This is a genomic window from Larkinella terrae (assembly GCF_009668025.1).
Taxonomy (GTDB): domain Bacteria; phylum Bacteroidota; class Bacteroidia; order Cytophagales; family Spirosomataceae; genus Larkinella; species Larkinella terrae.
Window position 1 is genome coordinate 34508 of sequence record NZ_WJXZ01000012.1, and the last position, 18565, is coordinate 53072.

Consider the following 18565-nt stretch of genomic DNA (forward strand, 5'->3'; position numbering starts at 1 on the left):
AATCGACTTATCATAAAGAGTTTCCCCGAAACCCAAAACCGTACTTTGCATGAAAACTAAACGCAGAGCTTTTTTGCAACAGACCTCCGGCTTGCTGGGCCTGACCGGCCTGCTGAGTCTGGCCGAAAACGAAGCCCTCGCCGAAAGCCTGAAAGCCCTCCCGGCCAAAGCCAATAAACCGTATGTCGTTTTTGTTACTGGTGACCACGAATACAGCGGGGAGTTGACCCTGCCGCTGATTGCCGCCGAACTGGAAAAAAACTACGGCATGCGGACGAAAGTCCTGAAATCTGTACCCGATTACAACGGCGAAAAAGACATTCCGGGTCTGGAAGTCCTGCGCGAGGCCGATCTGGCGGTTTTTTACCTGCGCTGGCGGCTGCTTCCGCAGGAACAACTCGATTACATCGACGCTTACCTCAAATCCGGCAAACCGGTCGTCGGTTTCCGGACTACCACCCACGCCTTCAACTACCCGGAAGGTGACCCCCGGGTCCGCTGGAATTCCTTCGGTGAATTTGCGTTCGGCAGTCCGCCGGGCTGGGGCGGAGCGGCCAAACACACGCACTACGGCCACAAGAGCACGACCGACGTCACGATTATTCCCGAAGAAGCCAAAAATCCGATTCTGACGGGCGTTGCGCCTTCGTTTCACGTGTCGTCCTGGCTGTACCGCGTCAAGCCCGATTACCCGGCCAAAGGGGCTACGCTCCTGCTAACCGGCAAATCCGTTAATCCCGACAAAGCCGACATCGAAAACCCGGTGGCCTGGACCTGGAAAAACCAGTGGGGCGGCCGCGCTTTCATGACAACGATGGGCCACCCGGAAGATTTTCAGGTCGAGTCGTTCCAGCACCTGGTCATTAACGGCATTCACTGGGCGCTGGGCAAACCGGTTCCGAAAAAATGGAAGGGCAAAATTGACATCAACGTTCCGTACGGCCACCCGAAATGAGGGCGGTTTTTGTACGTCTGCGTGACCAACTACCTATAGCTAAACCCATTAACTAATGAAGAATAAATCCCGCATATTCAGCCTCGTCGGTCTGGTGGGCGTGGCTGGATTGGCCTTTATTGCGTTCACGGCTTTCCAAACCGGCCCACCGACGCTGACGCTCCAGAAAGGTTCGCACATCATGCTGCTCGGCAACAACCTGGGGTCGCGGATGATGAATTACGACAATTTCGAAACCGAACTGCACGTCCGTTACCCGGAAAATTCGCTGCACATCCGCAACATGTGCGACGGGGGCGACACGCCCGGTTTTCGGCCCCACGCCAGCCGGAATTCGCCCTGGGCATTTCCCGGTGCCGAAAAATTCCAGACCGAATACGCCAATCCATCTCAGAGCGAAGGCCATTTTGAAACGCCTGATCAATGGCTCACCCGGCTGAAAACCGACATCATTATTGCGTTTTTTGGCTACAACGAATCGTTTCAGGGACCGGAAAAGCTGGAAAACTACAAGGCCGAACTGGATGCGTTCATCAAATGGACACTGAGCCAGAAATACAACGGGACTTCGGCCCCGCAACTCGCCATCGTGTCGCCCATCGCGTTCGAGGATTTGTCGGGTAAAATGGATGTGCCGAACGGCAGGAAGGAAAACGAGAACCTGGCCATGTACACCAAAGCCATGAAGGAAGTTGCCGACAAAAACAAGGTACTTTTTGTCGATGCCTTTACGCCTTCGCAGCAATGGTACGCCAGCATGGCGGGCGATCTGACCATCGATGGCTCGCAACTGAACGAAGAAGCGTACAAAAAACTGGGCCTGCTGCTGGTCGATCAGATCTTTGGAAAAGCGCCGAAGAAAGCCGAAGCCAACCGGGCGCTGATTCACGACGCCGTGAACGAGAAAAACTGGATGTGGCACAACGACTTCAAGATTCCGAACGGCGTACACGTTTACGGTCGGCGCTACAATCCGTTCGGACCGGACAACTACCCCGCCGAAATTCAGAAAATCCGCGAAATGACCGACATCCGCGATCAGGCGGTTTGGCTGGCGGCATCGAAAGGGCAAAAAACGGACCTCGCGGTTGCGGATAAAAAAACGTCTCCCCTACCGCCCGTCAAAACCAACTTCAATCCGGAGAAAAACGGGAGCCTGACCTATCTCTACGGCAACGACGCGCTCGCCAAACTGAAAGTGCCGCAGGGCTACAAAATTGAACTGTTTGCGTCGGAGCAGGAATTTCCGGATCTGGCCAAACCGATGCAGATGTCGTTCGACAACAAAGGACGTCTGTGGGTGGCCTGTATGCCGAGTTACCCGCACTACAAACCGGGCGACACGAAACCGAACGATAAAATCATTATTCTGGAAGATACAAACGGCGACAACAAGGCCGACAAACAGACGGTTTTTGCCGATCACCTGCACCTGCCGCTCGGTTTTGAGATTGCCAAAGAAGGCGTTTACGTGTCGCAGGGAACCAACCTGAAGCTATTTACCGATACGAACGGCGATGAAAAAGCCGACAAGGTAGAAATCCTGCTGAGCGGTTACGACGACCACGACACCCACCACAACAGTCACGCGTTCACCGTTGATCCGTCGGGAGCTATTTATTCAGGCGAAGGGGTTTTCCTGCATACCAACGTCGAAACCTCGTATGGCCCGGTTCGGGCGACCAACGGCGGTTTTTACCGGTATACGCCCCAGCGCCACAAACTGGAGCGCACCGCCCAGCTTTCGATTCCGAACCCCTGGGGGATTGCCTTCGATGACTGGGGCCAGCCGTTTTTCGCTGAAACCTCCAGCCCGGATGTGCGCTGGATGATGCCGGGTTCGGTGTTGCCGCGCTACGGCCAGGCAACGCACAAGTCGGTGCAATTGATCGAAGAAGCGCACCGCGTTCGTCCGACGTCCGGTCTGGAATTCGTGTCGAGCCGCCATTTTCCCGACGAAATTCAGGGGGATATGCTGATTAATAACACGATCGGTTTTCTGGGAATGAAAGAACACACGCTGGTGGACGACGGAACCGGTTACAAAAGCCGCCACCGGGCGGATCTGATCGTGAGCGAAGACCGCAACTTCCGGCCCGTTGACATGGAGTTTGCGCCCGACGGTTCGCTGTACGTCATCGACTGGCACAACATTCTGATCGGGCACATGCAGCACAACGCCCGCGATCCGCTGCGCGACCACTCCCACGGCCGGGTGTACCGGATTACGTATCCGTCGCGGCCGCTGGTCAAACCGGCGAAAATCGACGGCGCAAGCATTGAAGAACTGCTCGACAACCTGAAACTGCCCGAATACCGCACCCGCTACCGCACCCGGCGCGAACTGCGCGGGCGGGATGTGAATCAGGTTCTGACGAAACTGAACACCTGGGTCGCCAAACTCGACAAAAATGATCCGCGCTATGAACACCACGTTCTGGAAGCGTTGTGGGTAAGCTGGGGCATGGACAAAGTCGATCAGAAACTGCTGCGGCAAATGCTGAAAGCCAGGGATTACCACGCCCGGGCCGCTGCCGTTCAGGTGGTTCGGTACACGGGTCATCAGGTTCCCGATCAGGCCGATCTGCTGATGCAGGCCGTGAAAGACGACAACAGCCGGGTTCGGCTCGACGCCATCGTGGCTTCCTCCTGGATCGGACCGGAAAAAGGGCTGCCGATTCTGGCCGAAGCCGCCAAAAAACCGCTGGACGACTGGATGGTGCATGCCTACGAAACCGCCGTGGCCCACCTGAAAGGCGAGAATGTCAAACCGATGAAGGAAAAAGTGACGGCATCCACGCTGAAAGGTCCGGAACTGGCGCTCTACAACGCGGGCAAGGAAATTTACGGCAAAGAAGGCTATTGCACGACCTGCCACCAGGCCGACGGCAAGGGGCTGGCCGCTTCCGGTTTTCCGCCCCTGAACGGCACGCCCTGGGTAATCGGTAACGAAGAGCGTCTGATCAAAATCGCCCTGAAAGGCTTGCTGGGACCCATTGAAGTGGCGGGTAAAAACTACCCCGGCCAGGTACCGATGACGCCCTTTGCCGGTTTGCTGAACGACAACGAACTGGCGGCCGTCCTGACCTACGTCCGGAATTCCTTCGGGAATCAGGCGTCGGCCATCACCCCGGAGCAAGTGAAGAAAGTGCGGGCCGCGACGGAAAGCAAGAAGGATTTCTATTCGCCGGATCAGTTGCTGAAAGCGCATCCGCTGGAGAAATAATATGTACCCACGGACTGTTAGTCCGTGAGATCCCATACATCTCAGGTCAATACCTCTAGATTGGAGGATTTCACGGACTAACAGTCCGTGGGTATACGATTAAAATATTGTTAAATGAATATTTTTGATGGGTTCTGTGTTATTAAACGGTAACGCAATCATTTTTTTATGTAGATTTGTCGTTCAGAAGTTGTCCCAACCCACCAAGAATCCCTACTTTTAAGTCTCTGCGCACCTTTTTAGGTGAATTTGGTATTTAGTACTCAATGTTACTCGCACCGCCGAAGCGGTAGATTCTTGAATGAACGTGTTATTGATCATTGCAACGACATTATTGGCTTACATGCTGGGTTCCATTCCGACTGCCGTTTGGTATGGAGAAGGTTTCTTTGGATTAGATATTCGTCAATACGGAAGTGGGAACGCGGGCGCGACCAACACGTTTCGCGTGCTGGGCAAACGGGCCGGAACGATCGTGATGCTGATCGACGTGCTGAAAGGTTATACCGCCACGATTTTATCTTCGCTGCTGTGGTATTTCGACGTCATCGGCACCCACGAAATCCTGACGTTTAAACTGGTTTTTGGCCTTGTCGCCGTAATTGGGCACGTTTTCCCGATCTGGGCCGACTTTAAAGGTGGCAAGGGCGTTGCTTCCCTGTTGGGCATGGTTCTGGCCATTCACCCCGAAGTAGCTGCGGTTTGCATCGCTATTTTCCTGGTTGTCGTGATTGCTTCGCAATACGTTTCGCTGGGTTCGATGATGGCCGCCTTAGCCTTTCCGGTGCTGTTGCTGCTGCGGGCTTTTGGTCAGAAAGAACATCCGCTGCTGATCGTATTCGGCGTTCTGGTTTTTCTGTTTGTGGTGTTGACGCACCAGAAAAACATCACCCGACTCCTGAATGGCGAAGAAAACCGGACGCGGCTCATCAAATTTCGGAAGAAAGAGGAAGAAGAATAAGTTTCAAGCCATACCGATTGCATGACGCCCCGAAGTGATTAACTTCGGGGCGTTATTTTTTGGTAGTATTCCCTTTGTCAACCCGACAAAAACCGGTAAACCCATGTTATCAACCTATTTTGCGGAACATAAAGAGCGGTTTCTGAACGAACTCTTCGACCTTTTGCGGATTCCGTCCGTCAGCGCCGATTCCAAATTCAAACCGGACATGAGCCGGGCGGCCGAGTTTGTCAAAGAAAAACTGACGGCGGCCGGTCTGGACAAGGCCGGAATCCACGAAACACCGGGACATCCGGTCGTCTACGCCGAAAAAATCATCGACGATTCCCTGCCGACAGTATTGGTCTACGGTCACTACGACGTCCAACCCGCCGACCCTTACGAACTCTGGAATACGCCCCCGTTTGAGCCCACGATCCGCAACGAGCGCATTTACGCCCGCGGTTCCTGCGACGACAAAGGCCAGTTTTACATGCACGTCAAAGCCCTCGAAGCCATGCTGGCGACCGACGGTTTGCCCTGCAATGTGAAGGTGATGATCGAAGGCGAAGAAGAAATCGGGTCGGATCATTTGGGCAAATTTGTGGCCGAAAACCGCGAGATGCTCAAAGCCGACGTGGTGCTGATTTCCGATACCAGCATTATTGCCAACGATGTACCGTCGATCGAAGCCGGTTTGCGCGGTCTGTCGTACGTCGAGGTGGAGGTGGTCGGTCCCAACCGCGATCTGCATTCGGGCGTGTACGGCGGTGCGGTGCAGAATCCGCTCAACGTGTTGTGTCAGTTGATTGCTTCGCTGCACGACGAGAAAGGCCGCATTACGATTCCCGGTTTTTACGATAAAGTAGAAGAATTAAGTGCCGAAGAACGGGCTGCCCTGGCCGAAGCGCCCTTCGACGAAGAAGAATACGAACGGGATTTGGGCCTGAAGGCGGTTTTCGGCGAAGAAGGCTACACCTCGCCCGAACGGGCTTCCATCCGGCCCACGCTCGACGTGAACGGAATCTGGGGCGGTTACATCGGCGAAGGCGCCAAAACCGTATTGCCCGGCAAGGCGCAGGCCAAAATCAGCATGCGGCTGGTGCCAAATCAGGACCCCGACGAGATTACGGAACTGTTTACGAAACACTTTGTCGCCATCGCTCCGCCGACGGTTTCGGTAAAAGTTACTCCACACCACGGCGGTCAGCCCTACGTAACGCCCACGGATTCGGTCGAATTTGAAGCCGCCCGACGCGCGTTCCGCGAATCCTGGGGCAAAGACGCCATTCCGACCCGGGGCGGGGGCAGCATTCCCATCGTGGCGCTGTTTGAGAAGGAATTGGGCATTAAATCCATCCTGATGGGTTTTGGACTGGACATCGACGCCCTGCATTCGCCGAACGAAAGCTACGGCCTGTTCAATTTTTACAAGGGAATCGAAACCATTCCGTATTTCTACAAGCACTACGCCGATTTGAAAAAAACGGTCGTTGATGCCTGAAAATAACCGCTAACGAATTCTCCCTCCGGCACAAAACCGGAGGCTTTTTATTGCGCGATGAAGAATTTTCTACTGCCTTTTTTTGCCCTGATCGGGTCAATGGGCGCGTGGGCGCAGGGAACGCCCGACACGCTGGTAATTCGCACCGCGATGATTACCGAGCCGGAGTTTCCGCGTCGTGAATTTCTGCCGAAAGGCCACCTCTTCGAGCCCATTTTACTTGATCCCCTCGAAGCCCAAACCAGCGTCAGCGTGTTGCCAGGCTACTGGACGGAAGGTAAAAAGTACGACGGCAGCATCGTTCCGTTTACTTTTGGACTCCGAAAACCGATCATTCGCTGGTATAAATCGGCCGAGCGCAGTACCGAACTCTCGTTCGACGTCGCTTCGTTTACGCAGTTTGAAGTCTACCACGACGATAAACTGAACAAGCAAAAGCGGCAGTTGATGAATACCGATTACCGCATCAGTTTTCTCTACAACATCAGGGTCCGGAACCACAGCTGGCGGTTGCGGTTGTATCACCTGTCGTCGCACCTCGGCGACGATTACCTGTTCCGCAATCAGATCAATTATTACCTGCCCAATCCGGTCAATTACGAACTGGTCGATGTGACGTATAGCCACGAGAAGAACGGTTTGCGGAAATACGCGGGCATCGGCATTGGTTTGCGGAAACCGGAAGAACGCAAGCGACTGAGCGCCGAAGCCGGTTTTTATTACCGAAAACCGTCGCAGGCGTTTGCGCGGTTCGTCGGTGGAATCGACCTGAAACTCTGGCAGCAAACCGATTTCCGGCCCGGTATCAAAGCCGGTTTGGGACTGGAACTGGGCCGCACGGCCAATAACCTGACGTTCCTGATCGAAACCTACACCGGTTTTCGGCCCTACAGCGTCTACGAAAACCAGAAAACCCGCTGGTTGGGCATTGGCGTGTATTTCAATCCCATTTAGAGATGCCCCTAAATCCCCCGAAGGGGACTTGGAATCAGCCTAATCTGGTTGCAAAAGTCCCCTTCGGGGGATTTAGGGGCAATTACCTGCAATCATGCTGGAATTCTTCGACTTTGTGGTGCAACAGCGGGAGAAACTGGTCGAACAAACCCTGACGCACATCGGCCTGACGTTTCTGTCGCTTTGTCTGGCGTTGCTGATCGGTTTGCCGGTGGGAATCGCCATCACATATCGCCCGAAACTGGCGACTCTGGTGCTCGGAACAGCGGGAATTCTGCAAACCATTCCAAGCGTTGCCCTGCTCGGTTCGCTCATCCCGATTCTGGGCATTGGCGTCGGGCCTGCCATTTTTGCGTTATTCCTGTACGCGCTGCTCCCGATTGTTCGAAATGCTTACGTCGGCATTCAGGAAGTCAATCCGATGCTGAAAGAAGCGGCTCAGGGCATGGGCATGAACGCGTGGCAGACGTTAATTCGGCTGGAATTGCCGCTGGCGCTACCGGTTATTTTTGCCGGTATTCGGACGGCTACGGTCATTAACGTGGGTGTGGCCACGCTGGCGGCTTACATCGCGGCTGGTGGTCTGGGTGAGTTTATTTTTGGCGGAATTGCGCTCAATAACACCCCAATGATTCTGGCGGGAGCCATTCCGGCAGCTTTGCTGGCCCTCCTGCTCGACTTTTTACTGGCCCGATTGCAGCAGTTGCAGGGACTGAGGTTACGCCGGGTTGCTGCTATTTTCCTATTCATAACGCCCGTGTTATCAGCATTTTACTGGCTGCCCGGAGGCCGTCAGGCGAAATTGACGGCCGGATTTGCGCACGAATTTTACGGGCGGGCCGACGGTTATCCGGGGCTGGTTCGGGCTTACGGTTTGCAGCTAACACCCCGGCTCATCGACCAGAATCTGATGTACGAAGCGGTTTTTCGCGAACAGGTCGATCTTATCAGCGGGTATTCGACGGACGGGCGAATCAAGGCCTTTGACTTGCGGGTTCTGGAGGACAATAAACACGCGTTTCCGCCTTACGAAGCCGCGCTGGTGGTTCGGCAAGGCGTTCTGAATCAGTATCCTGAAGTACCCAAAACGTTGCAGCTGCTGGAAGGAAAACTGTCGGATTCGGTGATGACGGAGTTGAATTACCACGCCGATTTCCTGCACGAGTCGCCGGAAGCCGTGGCCCGGCGGTTTCTGCAAAAAACCGGGTTGCTGATTCCGTCGGTATCGCCCAAACGGCAGGGAAAGATCGTGATTGGCAGCAAGATTTTTACGGAACAATACATTCTGGCCGAGCTGCTGCGGCAGTTGCTCGAAAACCGCACGGCGCTGGAAGTGGTCACCAAAACCGGTCTGGGCGGTACCAAAATCTGTTTCGACGCGCTCAATGCCGGGAGCATCGACCTCTATCCCGAATACACCGGTACCGGTTTGCTCGTCATTCTGCAGCCGCCCCCGGCTCAGGCCGATTCACTGAAATCCGATCCCAAAGCGGTTTTTCAATACGTCAGCCGTGAATTTCAAAACCGCTACAAATTAAACTGGTTACCACCGCTGGGGTTCAACAATACGTATGCGCTGATGATGCGCCGGAAGCAGGCCGAACAGTTGGGTATTCGGTCGATCTCGGATTTGAAGCGGTTTTTGGATCGCTAGCGGTTTTTAAAAACCCGACTTTCTAAATCCGGTATGACTTCAGCCATTGTTTCAAAACCGCATCGTCCTGAAAGGCCTTCAGGTCATTTTTGAGGTTTTTGATGCTTCGTTTCAACTCCTGCACATCGGTTTTGAAGCTTGATTCCAGTGCGCCGGGCGAAGAAACGTAGTAAAGCGGTTTTCCACTCAGCGACGAAAGTTGCGATTGCAGGTTATAAAGTTGTTCTTCCAGTTCCCGCGCCTGCTGTTTCAGAATCTTGTTGTAATACGTCAACTGCTCTTCGGCCAGCGTTTCGAGATGGTTCTGATCGATGCGGTTATATTCCAGTTGCAGCCGCAACAACGCCAGCAGATCGCTCTTTTCGTAGGCTTCCGTAATCCGCTTCATCACTTCGGTTTTGCGTACCTTTTCATCTTCGTCCGGTTCGCGGTCCGGGTGAAACGCTTTCACCAGATCCATGTAAACCGTCCGCACGGCTTTCGTGATGCTGCGTTCTTCCGTCGCTTTTTTGGCTTCCCGCTCCAGTTGCTTTTTCGTTTTCGGCCGTTGCGCACGCCGTTCTTCGGTTTGCCGCCGGTTTTCTTCGTAAGAAGCCTGTTGTTCTTCCAGCTTTTGCCGCAGCTGTTCGGCTAGTTTTTCCGGCGAACTCAGGTCCGCATCCGCATCGAATTCAACCCCAAACATTGCGCCATACATCTGTTTCAGGGTATCCGACGCCAGGTCATCGGCTTCGGCATTGGTGGCGTCGTAACCGTCGGAATCGTATTTGTCGTAGATCGGTTTCAGTTCGTCCAGACCGTGTTCGGAAATGAGATCGAACGCCAGATTCAGAATAATGTAGGCCAGTTTTTTGCGTTCGTTGGCTTTGAAAGGGCCGGAGTCGTGGGCGCGGTCGAAGACGCGAACCAGGTTGGCGCGTTGCTGGTCGTATTCCGTCTGCAACGGCACCAGGTCCTTCTGAATTTGCTGCTGAATGCGGGTTGCGGTTTCGCGGTAAGTGACCAGGTCTTTCTCCAGCGTCTCGATTTTCCGGGTCAGGCGGTTAAATTCCTTCTGCGATTTGGATAACGAATCCGCGTCTTTGGCACTTCCGATTCGGATGATCTGTTGGTGTTGCAGCGCCATTGGGGATCAGATTGGATATTTGCAAAAGTAAGAAAAAGGAAAAGGACAGTTAGGCCAAATTTTTGTTTTCCAGGATTATAGGTTTAATGTGTGATAGACTTGGATCGGTAAAGGCATACGATTACCTCCGATCGCAAATCGTATGTGAAGATCATCACTTCCGGTCAATCTTTGCTAAATAATTTGCATGTCGTTACAATTCACCTTCTCATTTTGTAAAAAAAACATAAATTGACAGTCTAATCAATTTAGTAGCTAGCATTGGAAGATGCTATTGTAATCTTCGGTACCGTTTGCCATTAGTCCCACCAAAAAGTTAAGACGACGATGTTCGATTTGAATAAAGACATTGACAAGTACAAGGGTATCCCTCCGTATGCAAGCGAACACTATGGTGTATATCAACCGTTGTTAGGCTGGACATCAAAATTATCCACACAATGGGTTCGAAATGGTGGTACGATAGTCGATTCGCGAATTAAACAAATTTTAGATGGCAGAATCACGCCTGGGCCACTGGAGGTAAAAAATGCTTCTGACCCTCGCGAATGGATGGTTACCCCTCTGGGGATTGGGCAAAGCACCTCCCCTTATAAAGTATTTATAACCAAAGATTTAGATAGCGTATTATTAAAGCTTGTATTAATTCCGCTACAAACCTATGTGAACTCTAATGGGAAATTGCCACTAGGAGATAAGTGGGCTCAAGTTGTTGGGAAAGACATTATCATGCACCCTCAAAATGGGCTTTTGCTCCAAGCTAATAACATTCATCGATCCCGGCTCTATCAAGAAATGATAGCTCAGTCCGCTGGGCAGCCCATTACCGACCAAATGCGAATCAGTGTTTCGGCAAAGCATCTCAAACTCATGCAGTATGAGTCTCAGATTGCTACTTTTCTGCTTTTTTGCCTAGAAAGTCAGGAAAATTTGAGCCCGAGTGAGCTAAATCAACTTTTTTCGGTGCAGGTTGCTCCACCTCTGAGTGATTTATTTCGTTCAACTGATCCTTTATCAACGATTGACCCAAATGATAAAAGTGGCTCTTTATCTCCGGTCGGTTTTGTACATCTGTTCCGTCAATATTTTTTTGATCTGGGAACGTTTCTGGGAGAACCGGTTGAGCATGTATGGCTGGCACCGGGAACATCCATCGAGCTTATTGAAGTAAGTACCCGCAAAACCATCGTGGAGCGTACACAGGAGCAATTTCAGGAAATGACTACCCGTACGGAACAAAGTACTGAGGTTAAAGATGAACTCAGCGACGCTGTTAAAACCGAGAACAGTCGTAGCACCAAACTCGGCATAACCACAACGCAAAGTATCACCTATCCGGTTTATCAGGGTACTGCAACAGCCAGCTTTGGCACAGAAACGACCCGTAAGGACGCCCGTGAAACCAGTCACAAACAAAATCGTGAACAAGCCGAAAAACTCTCCTCAGAAATTAAGCAAAGTTTTAAATCGGTCTTTAAAACGACTACCGAAATTACGGATACGCGAAGCCGACGTTACTTACTTCAGAATCAAACTGGCAATCTGATCAATTATGAATTACGGCGTAAGATGCGTCGGGTTGGGGTTCAGATGCAAGATTTGGGTACACGGTTGTGCTGGCAGGTATTTATCGATGATGCTGGAGCTAAGCTGGGACTTGCCGAACTGGTTCACTTTGCGGAATCGCCGGATTTGGCCGATCTAAAGCAACCCGAAATAGGTCCACCTCCGGCTAATATTGTAAAAAAAGTAACCTTGCCAATTCCATTCTCTCCGATTCTCAACTATAGCAACTGGAAGGCGAACTATGAATATTGGCATCAGGATCTTTCAGGAAACTACGCTGGCAAGCATATTGGCTTGATCAAAGGTGATGATAATGATGATGACAGTAACATCATTATGGGACCATTCAATTTCAAGTTCGATCCGCCCCAAAGTAATTATGAACTCACTGATGACATCCGTATTCTGGGTCCCCAGAACAACAAACAATGCATTGTTAAAGAAGTAAAACGCAAAACGGACGGTTCATTTGATCTAATCCTGCAGTTCGTAAATTTTGGGAGTGAAAACAGCCTTAATCTGGATGTAGAACTCGTTTTCAAGCCCCAATCTACTGCTTTTACGGATTACGTAGCCAACAAGAAAGTAGCTCAGGCCAAATATGACGCAGAAAAGAGTCAGTTAATCAGAAAAAGCTTTTTAGAGAATGTGCGTGAGCGGATTAAAGATGCGAGGAGTATCAAAGAACGCCCATCCTGGGATTTGAGGGAAGAAGAACGGACTATTATCTATCGAAATCTGATTCAAAAATTGATGCTTGACAGTTGGGCCATTGCAACGAATAATCCTAAGGATGAAGCTAACTCCCGACTTAGCCATGTCCGTTCAGAAATCATTCGCGCCATATTCGATGTAGACGGTATGCTTTATTTTGTCGCCCCAGAATGGTGGATGCCCCGTCGACATGCTAGCCAGTTCAATCCGGGCGTCAACGTGGGTGACGCCACTATTAATCTCACCGATAATGACGTCGTTAAATGGGACGATATTGAGACGCGACCCGACAACTATAAAATTACGGAGGATTCGCCTACGGCCAAATTGGGCAGCTCTTTAGGCTGGTTACTACAACTTGACGGCGATAATCTCAGAAATGCCTTTTTAAATGCGCCCTGGGTTAAAGCCGTTATTCCGATTCGGCCCGGCCGGGAAAAAGCCGCTCTGAATTGGCTCAGAACCATTGAAGGACATGAAAATGACGGATGGGATAGCCCTTATCTGGGTAACGCTGACGAAGATGCCGAGTTTATTGGCAAAACCGTCGGAGAAGTTTTGGAAATTGTAGCGGACCGAATGGAGAAGGAAAATGGCTCTATCAAGAGCGTGCTGGAAACTGATAAGGTTTTTGAGACGGGTTTCAATTACCTCGCCGGCGGTTTTGACGCTGGCTTACCAGCAAATCAGGTGTTTAGTCAATGGATTTCCATTCTTCCAACAGACCAGATTGTTGCGGCTGACTATAAACCCACCGATCTGGAAATATGAAAAGCCTTTATAGAATTTTATAGCTTTCAATAGTTTTCGTTAAGTGTAAAATGGGCAATAATAATTCAGAACTTAATCATTCGTCGCTAAAATGGATAAAAGTAATGATAAATCCTTAGAGTTTGATGCCTATTTTATTGATGAATTCGGCCTGATTAATGACTCGACTAATGTAAATGAGCCGGAAAGAATTGGGCTACATAAAAATATTTTTACCGGACTTATCAAATCCGGCACAGCAATTATAGAAGAGGGCCAGTCGGGAAAGATTGAGCTGCCCAATATGGCTGATCCTGTCAGCAATCCTATGTTGAAAGGAAAATCTACTTATACGCGCAACCCCATTGAGAAGCATGGATTAAAGCACACTTTTCACTATTATTTCGGAAAAGAAGTACAGGACTATTTTGAAACCTTAAAAAAAAATAAAGCAGCTAAATGGGATTCCAAGCAGGTTATACATTTATCATTACTATTTGCTGTAGGGACCGAATTGAACCGACATGGTTTACGAACTTTCTTCAAAAATACCACTGAATTAACAGGTGTTATTGTTATCCCGGGAATCGAACCAGGATTTTATAATAACAAAGGCAGATGGGGAATCGCTATTAGCGACAGTAAAATCAAAGACTTATTAAACAATTATTTTCAGCAAGATGTGCCTTATGAGATCAATATAATTGCGGCTTACAGTACGGGTATCAATGGGATCAACCAGGCCGTCCTGAATGATATTATCGATCTAAAGCATATAAAAAGAGTAATTTTTTATGATTGTCTCTCTGCTCAGTTTGAATCTGGCTTTGCGGAAAAAACTATTAAGAAATTAAAAAAAAATAACCCCAAAATACATGTTATAATTTACTGGACTTCCATTGAGGGAAACACGATAACACCAGACAAAAATCACCTGATAGTTGTCCAGAACCTAAGGCCAACTGTTTCTACTTTTGAGAATGTAATTAAGCTTCAAGGTCTTAAATGGTATCGCTGCTTAATCTGCAGCCGGATCATCCAGGCGGGTATTCAAGAAAACCTTCTTAATTTATCATCCCAAGCTAAAGATAATTTTCTTGAACTGGAAGCAACATTACCCCCCCGAGGTTCTATGATTAGTGATGAAGCTATCTTTAAACGCTTTCAAGGTTCAACTCTAGCTTCAAATAAGACGGTTTTAGAGAATTGGTACAACAAAAACAAAGCAATAGTTGAAAAATTTTATCGCTTTCTCGATAATTCGTCCGGTAATTTCCCCCCTATTATAAAGCAAATCTGGAACAACGCCATGTTAGGTTATTACGGGAATGTTGCTGAAGAAGTCCATGATTTATTATTGCCCGAATTTGGGTGGGAGTATTTACCTTATTCATGATATTACATGGAGCACATCAACTGATGAAATTTCCTGGAAGTATGCGCAGCGACCGCTGTTTCAACCCCGGTTTTTGCGGCTGATCCGAAACCCGCCCCACGCGACAAAGTCCCTGCCGAGGTCAATTTTACCGGCGACAGCATCCACCTTTCGCCCGCCGAATACGCTCAGTTACTCGCCCAGTTGACCCAGAAAGGCACGGTTCAGGCCGATTTGTATTCCCTGCACGGCTGCGTGGCAGAACTGGGAACCAAATTTGCCCGAATGCGGGGAAAACCGAGTGCTATTTTTATGTCCACCGGCACGTTAGCCAACCACCTGGCTATCCGGACGCTGGCGGGAAAGAACAGCCGCGTGATTGTGCAGAATGAAAGCCATGTGTATTGTGATACCGGCGATAGTAGCCAGACCCTGAGTCAGTTGAATCTGATCCCGTTGGGCGCTAACAAGGCTACTTTTACATTGAAAGAAGTGCAGGAGGTACTGGAAAAAAACGCTATCTGGCGCGTGGCGCGGAAAGTGGGCGTTATTTCGATCGAATCGCCCGTTCGTCAGCGACGCGGGGAGCTTTTTGATCTTCAACAGATGAAAAAACCTGCGAGTTTGCCCGATTAAACTTCACCTCGACGGTGCCCGGTTGTTTATGGAGTCGGCCTACACCGGTATTTCTCCGGCCGACTATGCGGCTCCCTTCGATACGGTGAATGTGTCGCTCTATAAATATTTCAATGCCGCTTCGGGGCAATTCTGGTCGGACCGAAGGAGTTGATCGAGCCAATGTACCATGACCGGCGAAGGTTTGGGTCGGGTTTACCGCAAGCCTGGCCGTTTGCGCTGCATGACGCCGACGGTTCTCAGGAACGGTATCAACAGGCCGTCAAAACGTCGGAGGAACTGATCCAGAAGTTGAGCAAACACTCCGGTTTTGAGGTCGAGCGTGTACCGTCCGGCAGTAATATTTTTTCGCTGGTGGTCAAAGACAGGGATTTGAAAGCCTATGCAGCTCAATTTAAAAAAACGGGGCGTTACGGTTTTGCCGCCCGCAACACCGTCCAATCGGCTCACGATGCAGGGCAACAAAACCGTCGGCCAGTTGTCGGCGCAGCAATTGGAAGGCATCTTTGTGGAATCGCTGATTTGTTAGCCAACTCTCTTCGCAATATAAATCTGGACAATCACCAGAACGGCGACGCCGTATTCAAGCCAGCCAATCGTTTCACCCAGGAGCCAGGCCGAAAAAGTCAGGGTTAAAAACGTTTGTAAAAGCTGCACCTGCGACACCAGCGCAACACCACCCAGCGCCAACCCTTTGTACCAGGGCACAAAGCCAAAAAGCTGGCTCAGTAAGGTCACGTAAATCATGGCGATAACCGCCGAATCGTGGATGACAACCGGCGGTTGATACACCCACGAAACCGCCGTTGCAGGCAGGCTGACGGGCAGCATAACGACCAGCGCCCCGCAAATGACGTCCAGGCCGGAGAGGCTTCGGGTAAGTTTTGCCCCCAGCGTGTAGCCAACTGCCGCCGAGAGAGCCGCTCCGAGCAGAAGCAGATCGGCAGCCTGAAGCCGGACCTGATCGCGAAGCATCACGTACGCCAAAACCGTCAGACAACCGCTGGCCGAAACGATCCAGAAAGCGGTCCGGTGCGACTCGCGGTTAATAACCGCTCCCAGAATGGCCGTGATCAGCGGCAACAGCGCCAGGACAATTCCCGCGTGGGACGAGGATGTTGTATGCAATGCCAGGCTGGTGAGCAACGGAAAACCGAGGGCCACACCCAGCGAAATGCCCGCCAGCGTCCGAAAATGCCGTTTTATCAGATGCAACCGGCCCTGTCGGACCAGCAGGGCAAATGACACCAGACCCGCTCCCGAAACGCGGCCGAAGGTGAGAAGCCAGGGATTGAAACTGGCGAGCGCCAGCTTGGTCATCGGCATGGTGAAACTAAAACAGACGACCCCAACGAATCCCAGCAGCAAACCCAATTGTTTCGACGTCAACCCCCGATCGACTACTCCCGTTTTCATGCGCCCAAGGTACGGAGAATGCGTCGATCCGACCGAACAAAAATCGAAAATCCTGGTCAGCACCAAGATTTTCTACCAAAACCGGGTGCAATTTTGCTTCGTAAACAAACAACTACGAAGAACATGCAAACGCAAAAAATGGTAAATCGGGCGGCCCAAGGCTTTATTCTTTTGTCGGCGCTGGCCCTGCTGTCGGTCAGTGTCATGGCTTTTTTCAATCCGCAATCGGTCATGGATCTGGTGCACGTTCAGCTCCAAAACACGGATGCCTTCAGCTCGATCCGGGGCGTCTACGGCGGGGTTGGCCTTACATTATTCATCAGCCTGATCTACCTGATGATCACCGATGTAAACAAAGGATTGGCCTTTCTGAGCCTGTTGTGGGGATTTTACGCGCTCTCCCGCACCATCACGGTGTTTGTCGAAGGCGCTTTGGGCGATTTCGGCCAGCAGTGGCTCGTCACCGAATCCGTCTTTTTTGTCATCGCCCTTGCGCTGCTACGAGCAAACACCCGGGCAAAGGCGGTTTTCGCTACGTAAAGAAATGAACAATGAATAATGAACAATGAAAAAGCGCTCGCTTGAATTCATTGTTCATTATTCATTGTTCATTTCGTTCCCCTCACCCTGCCACCACCGCAGCTTTCACCGGGCTCCATTTCGGAATGGGCCGGACGCGGCATTTCATTAATTCAATGATTTCCTGTTCATTCTGAAACGCATCGTTGACGTTGACGACGTGTTTGGCCAGCCGGTCATACTGTTTACTTAACAGCAAACCGAACACCTGCCCGTAGTCAAGTCCATCGAAAATGATGGCTTTATTGGCCGCGTACTTGTCGAGGGTTTTGGTAAAAAACTGGGGGTGTTCGCTCCAGTGCATGGCCGGGCGGCAGTGGTGACTAATGTGATAGCCGTCGTTCCAGCACATGCGGTTATACTTGACGTTGATGCAGGTAATGCTGTTTTTGTAGGCATTCGCCGGATCGTCCTTGTCGATAAAGGCGTGCTGCGTCCAGTTGCCGATCATGCCAAACACCCGTGTCAACACAAACGGCAGCAGAAATACCACAATAGTGGCCGGGGCATTGACCCAGAGCAGAATGGCGCACATCACCAGAAAGAGAATCTCCCCGCTCATAGCCTTCGTCGCCATTTTTTGGCGGTTTTTCTTTTTGAGATAGCCAATCAGCGTAATCACGCCCAGAAAGAAGAAATTGGCCAGATAGAGCAGGAACTCCCGGACGCTGTCGCGTTTGTAGGTCATCGTGCTGCTCAGGTCCTCCGGCATGTTGTTTTCGGGGTGGTGCATGCCGATGTGGTGACTCTGGTATGTATCCGGCGACATGCCGAAGAAAAGCGCCAGAAAGGTCGGCATGTAATAGTTCAGGCCGCTGTATTCCCGCTTGAACAGCGGGCGGTGGGCCGCGCAATGAACCATCAGCCCAAACGGCCCTTTATAAATGGCGTACGACGCAAAACAGGCCAGCGCCAGTGTCCACCATATCCAGCCGGTGATGGCCGGAACAAACAGCAAAATGCCCAGCGGAACCAGCGTAAACGTAATTTTCAGTGTCAGGTAAAGAAACGGCAGATCACGGCTGTCCCGGATATACCGCATTAAAAACCGGTCGAAAGTGGTAGCAGGTTGACTAACAAAACCAGGGTCCTGAATCGGCGGAAGTTTTCTCATTGACGGTTTAATTGCTTAAAAGGTCGGGTAAGATAGGCATTTCCCCAAAAGAAGCA

15 protein-coding genes are annotated in these 18565 nt (G+C 50.9%); 12 read left to right on the plus strand and 3 right to left on the minus strand.

The window, feature by feature from the left end; all coding sequences use genetic code 11:
- The first annotated feature begins 49 nt into the window (after window positions 1-49).
- The 6 genes from GJJ30_RS18600 to GJJ30_RS18625 all read left to right on the plus strand — a co-directional run bounded on the left by GJJ30_RS18600 (window position 50) and on the right by GJJ30_RS18625 (window position 9233).
- A complete protein-coding gene (locus GJJ30_RS18600; protein WP_154176690.1) occupies window positions 50-955 on the plus strand; it encodes a ThuA domain-containing protein in 906 nt (301 codons plus the stop codon).
- 55 nt (window positions 956-1010) lie between these two features.
- Window positions 1011-4181 carry a PVC-type heme-binding CxxCH protein gene (locus GJJ30_RS18605; RefSeq protein WP_154176691.1) on the plus strand — a complete coding sequence of 1057 codons (3171 nt, stop codon included), beginning with the start codon at window positions 1011-1013 and terminating at the stop codon, window positions 4179-4181.
- Window positions 4182-4482: 301 nt separating this feature from the next.
- Complete coding sequence (plsY, locus tag GJJ30_RS18610; protein ID WP_154176692.1) at window positions 4483-5142, plus strand: glycerol-3-phosphate 1-O-acyltransferase PlsY; 660 nt, start codon at window positions 4483-4485, stop codon at window positions 5140-5142.
- A 103-nt stretch (window positions 5143-5245) separates the two neighbouring features.
- Window positions 5246-6625 carry a dipeptidase gene (locus GJJ30_RS18615; protein ID WP_154176693.1) on the plus strand — a complete coding sequence of 460 codons (1380 nt, stop codon included), beginning with the start codon at window positions 5246-5248 and terminating at the stop codon, window positions 6623-6625.
- Between the two features lie 57 nt (window positions 6626-6682).
- Window positions 6683-7579 (plus strand): DUF1207 domain-containing protein, encoded by an 897-nt coding sequence (locus GJJ30_RS18620; RefSeq protein WP_154176694.1) that lies wholly within the window; start codon window positions 6683-6685, stop codon window positions 7577-7579.
- A 94-nt stretch (window positions 7580-7673) separates the two neighbouring features.
- Window positions 7674-9233, plus strand: coding sequence for an ABC transporter permease/substrate-binding protein (locus GJJ30_RS18625; protein ID WP_154176695.1), 1560 nt, complete (start codon window positions 7674-7676; stop codon window positions 9231-9233).
- A 22-nt stretch (window positions 9234-9255) separates the two neighbouring features.
- Here the strand turns inward: GJJ30_RS18625 and GJJ30_RS18630 are convergent, their stop codons facing one another.
- Window positions 9256-10359 (minus strand): hypothetical protein, encoded by a 1104-nt coding sequence (locus GJJ30_RS18630; protein ID WP_154176696.1) that lies wholly within the window; start codon window positions 10357-10359, stop codon window positions 9256-9258.
- 327 nt (window positions 10360-10686) lie between these two features.
- Between GJJ30_RS18630 and GJJ30_RS18635 the strand changes: the two genes are divergently transcribed.
- From GJJ30_RS18635 to GJJ30_RS18655, 5 genes are all read left to right on the plus strand, one after another.
- Window positions 10687-13410: a hypothetical protein gene (locus GJJ30_RS18635; protein ID WP_154176697.1), complete on the plus strand. Its 2724-nt coding sequence runs from the start codon at window positions 10687-10689 to the stop codon at window positions 13408-13410.
- A 91-nt stretch (window positions 13411-13501) separates the two neighbouring features.
- Complete coding sequence (locus tag GJJ30_RS18640) at window positions 13502-14785, plus strand: hypothetical protein (RefSeq protein ID WP_154176698.1); 1284 nt, start codon at window positions 13502-13504, stop codon at window positions 14783-14785.
- 183 nt (window positions 14786-14968) lie between these two features.
- Window positions 14969-15400 (plus strand): beta-eliminating lyase-related protein, encoded by a 432-nt coding sequence (locus tag GJJ30_RS18645; protein WP_154176699.1) that lies wholly within the window; start codon window positions 14969-14971, stop codon window positions 15398-15400.
- 28 nt (window positions 15401-15428) lie between these two features.
- Window positions 15429-15554: a hypothetical protein gene (locus GJJ30_RS32530; RefSeq protein WP_154176700.1), complete on the plus strand. Its 126-nt coding sequence runs from the start codon at window positions 15429-15431 to the stop codon at window positions 15552-15554.
- A 228-nt stretch (window positions 15555-15782) separates the two neighbouring features.
- Window positions 15783-15929, plus strand: a complete 147-nt coding sequence (locus GJJ30_RS18655) for a hypothetical protein (RefSeq protein ID WP_154176701.1) — start codon at window positions 15783-15785, stop codon at window positions 15927-15929.
- Here GJJ30_RS18655 and GJJ30_RS18660 read toward each other — a convergent pair.
- On the minus strand, window positions 15926-16816 hold the full coding sequence (locus GJJ30_RS18660; RefSeq protein ID WP_154176702.1) for a DMT family transporter: 891 nt from the start codon (window positions 16814-16816) through the stop codon (window positions 15926-15928). The genes GJJ30_RS18655 and GJJ30_RS18660 overlap by 4 nt on opposite strands.
- Window positions 16817-16939: 123 nt before the next feature.
- Between GJJ30_RS18660 and GJJ30_RS18665 the strand changes: the two genes are divergently transcribed.
- Window positions 16940-17356 carry a DUF4345 domain-containing protein gene (locus GJJ30_RS18665; protein WP_154176703.1) on the plus strand — a complete coding sequence of 139 codons (417 nt, stop codon included), beginning with the start codon at window positions 16940-16942 and terminating at the stop codon, window positions 17354-17356.
- 82 nt (window positions 17357-17438) lie between these two features.
- Here GJJ30_RS18665 and GJJ30_RS18670 read toward each other — a convergent pair whose 3' ends face one another.
- The gene (locus GJJ30_RS18670) at window positions 17439-18509 is read right to left on the minus strand and encodes a fatty acid desaturase family protein (protein ID WP_154176704.1); all 1071 of its coding nucleotides are present in this window, start codon (window positions 18507-18509) and stop codon (window positions 17439-17441) included.
- Window positions 18510-18565: the final 56 nt, after the last annotated feature.

Excerpts from the sequence above, each read along its gene's own strand:
- GJJ30_RS18670 (WP_154176704.1), bottom strand. The coding sequence starts at position 18,509 with ATGAGAAAACTTCCGCCGATTCAGGACCCTGGTTTTGTTAGTCAACCT.
- GJJ30_RS18665 (WP_154176703.1), top strand. The coding sequence starts at position 16,940 with ATGCAAACGCAAAAAATGGTAAATCGGGCGGCCCAAGGCTTTATTCTT.
- GJJ30_RS18625 (WP_154176695.1), top strand. The coding sequence starts at position 7,674 with ATGCTGGAATTCTTCGACTTTGTGGTGCAACAGCGGGAGAAACTGGTC.
- plsY (WP_154176692.1), top strand. The coding sequence starts at position 4,483 with ATGAACGTGTTATTGATCATTGCAACGACATTATTGGCTTACATGCTG.
- GJJ30_RS18635 (WP_154176697.1), top strand. The coding sequence starts at position 10,687 with ATGTTCGATTTGAATAAAGACATTGACAAGTACAAGGGTATCCCTCCG.
- GJJ30_RS18605 (WP_154176691.1), top strand. The coding sequence starts at position 1,011 with ATGAAGAATAAATCCCGCATATTCAGCCTCGTCGGTCTGGTGGGCGTG.
- GJJ30_RS18640 (WP_154176698.1), top strand. The coding sequence starts at position 13,502 with ATGGATAAAAGTAATGATAAATCCTTAGAGTTTGATGCCTATTTTATT.
- GJJ30_RS18620 (WP_154176694.1), top strand. The coding sequence starts at position 6,683 with ATGAAGAATTTTCTACTGCCTTTTTTTGCCCTGATCGGGTCAATGGGC.
- GJJ30_RS32530 (WP_154176700.1), top strand. The coding sequence starts at position 15,429 with ATGGAGTCGGCCTACACCGGTATTTCTCCGGCCGACTATGCGGCTCCC.
- GJJ30_RS18655 (WP_154176701.1), top strand. The coding sequence starts at position 15,783 with ATGCAGCTCAATTTAAAAAAACGGGGCGTTACGGTTTTGCCGCCCGCA.
- GJJ30_RS18615 (WP_154176693.1), top strand. The coding sequence starts at position 5,246 with ATGTTATCAACCTATTTTGCGGAACATAAAGAGCGGTTTCTGAACGAA.
- GJJ30_RS18660 (WP_154176702.1), bottom strand. The coding sequence starts at position 16,816 with ATGAAAACGGGAGTAGTCGATCGGGGGTTGACGTCGAAACAATTGGGT.
- GJJ30_RS18630 (WP_154176696.1), bottom strand. The coding sequence starts at position 10,359 with ATGGCGCTGCAACACCAACAGATCATCCGAATCGGAAGTGCCAAAGAC.
- GJJ30_RS18600 (WP_154176690.1), top strand. The coding sequence starts at position 50 with ATGAAAACTAAACGCAGAGCTTTTTTGCAACAGACCTCCGGCTTGCTG.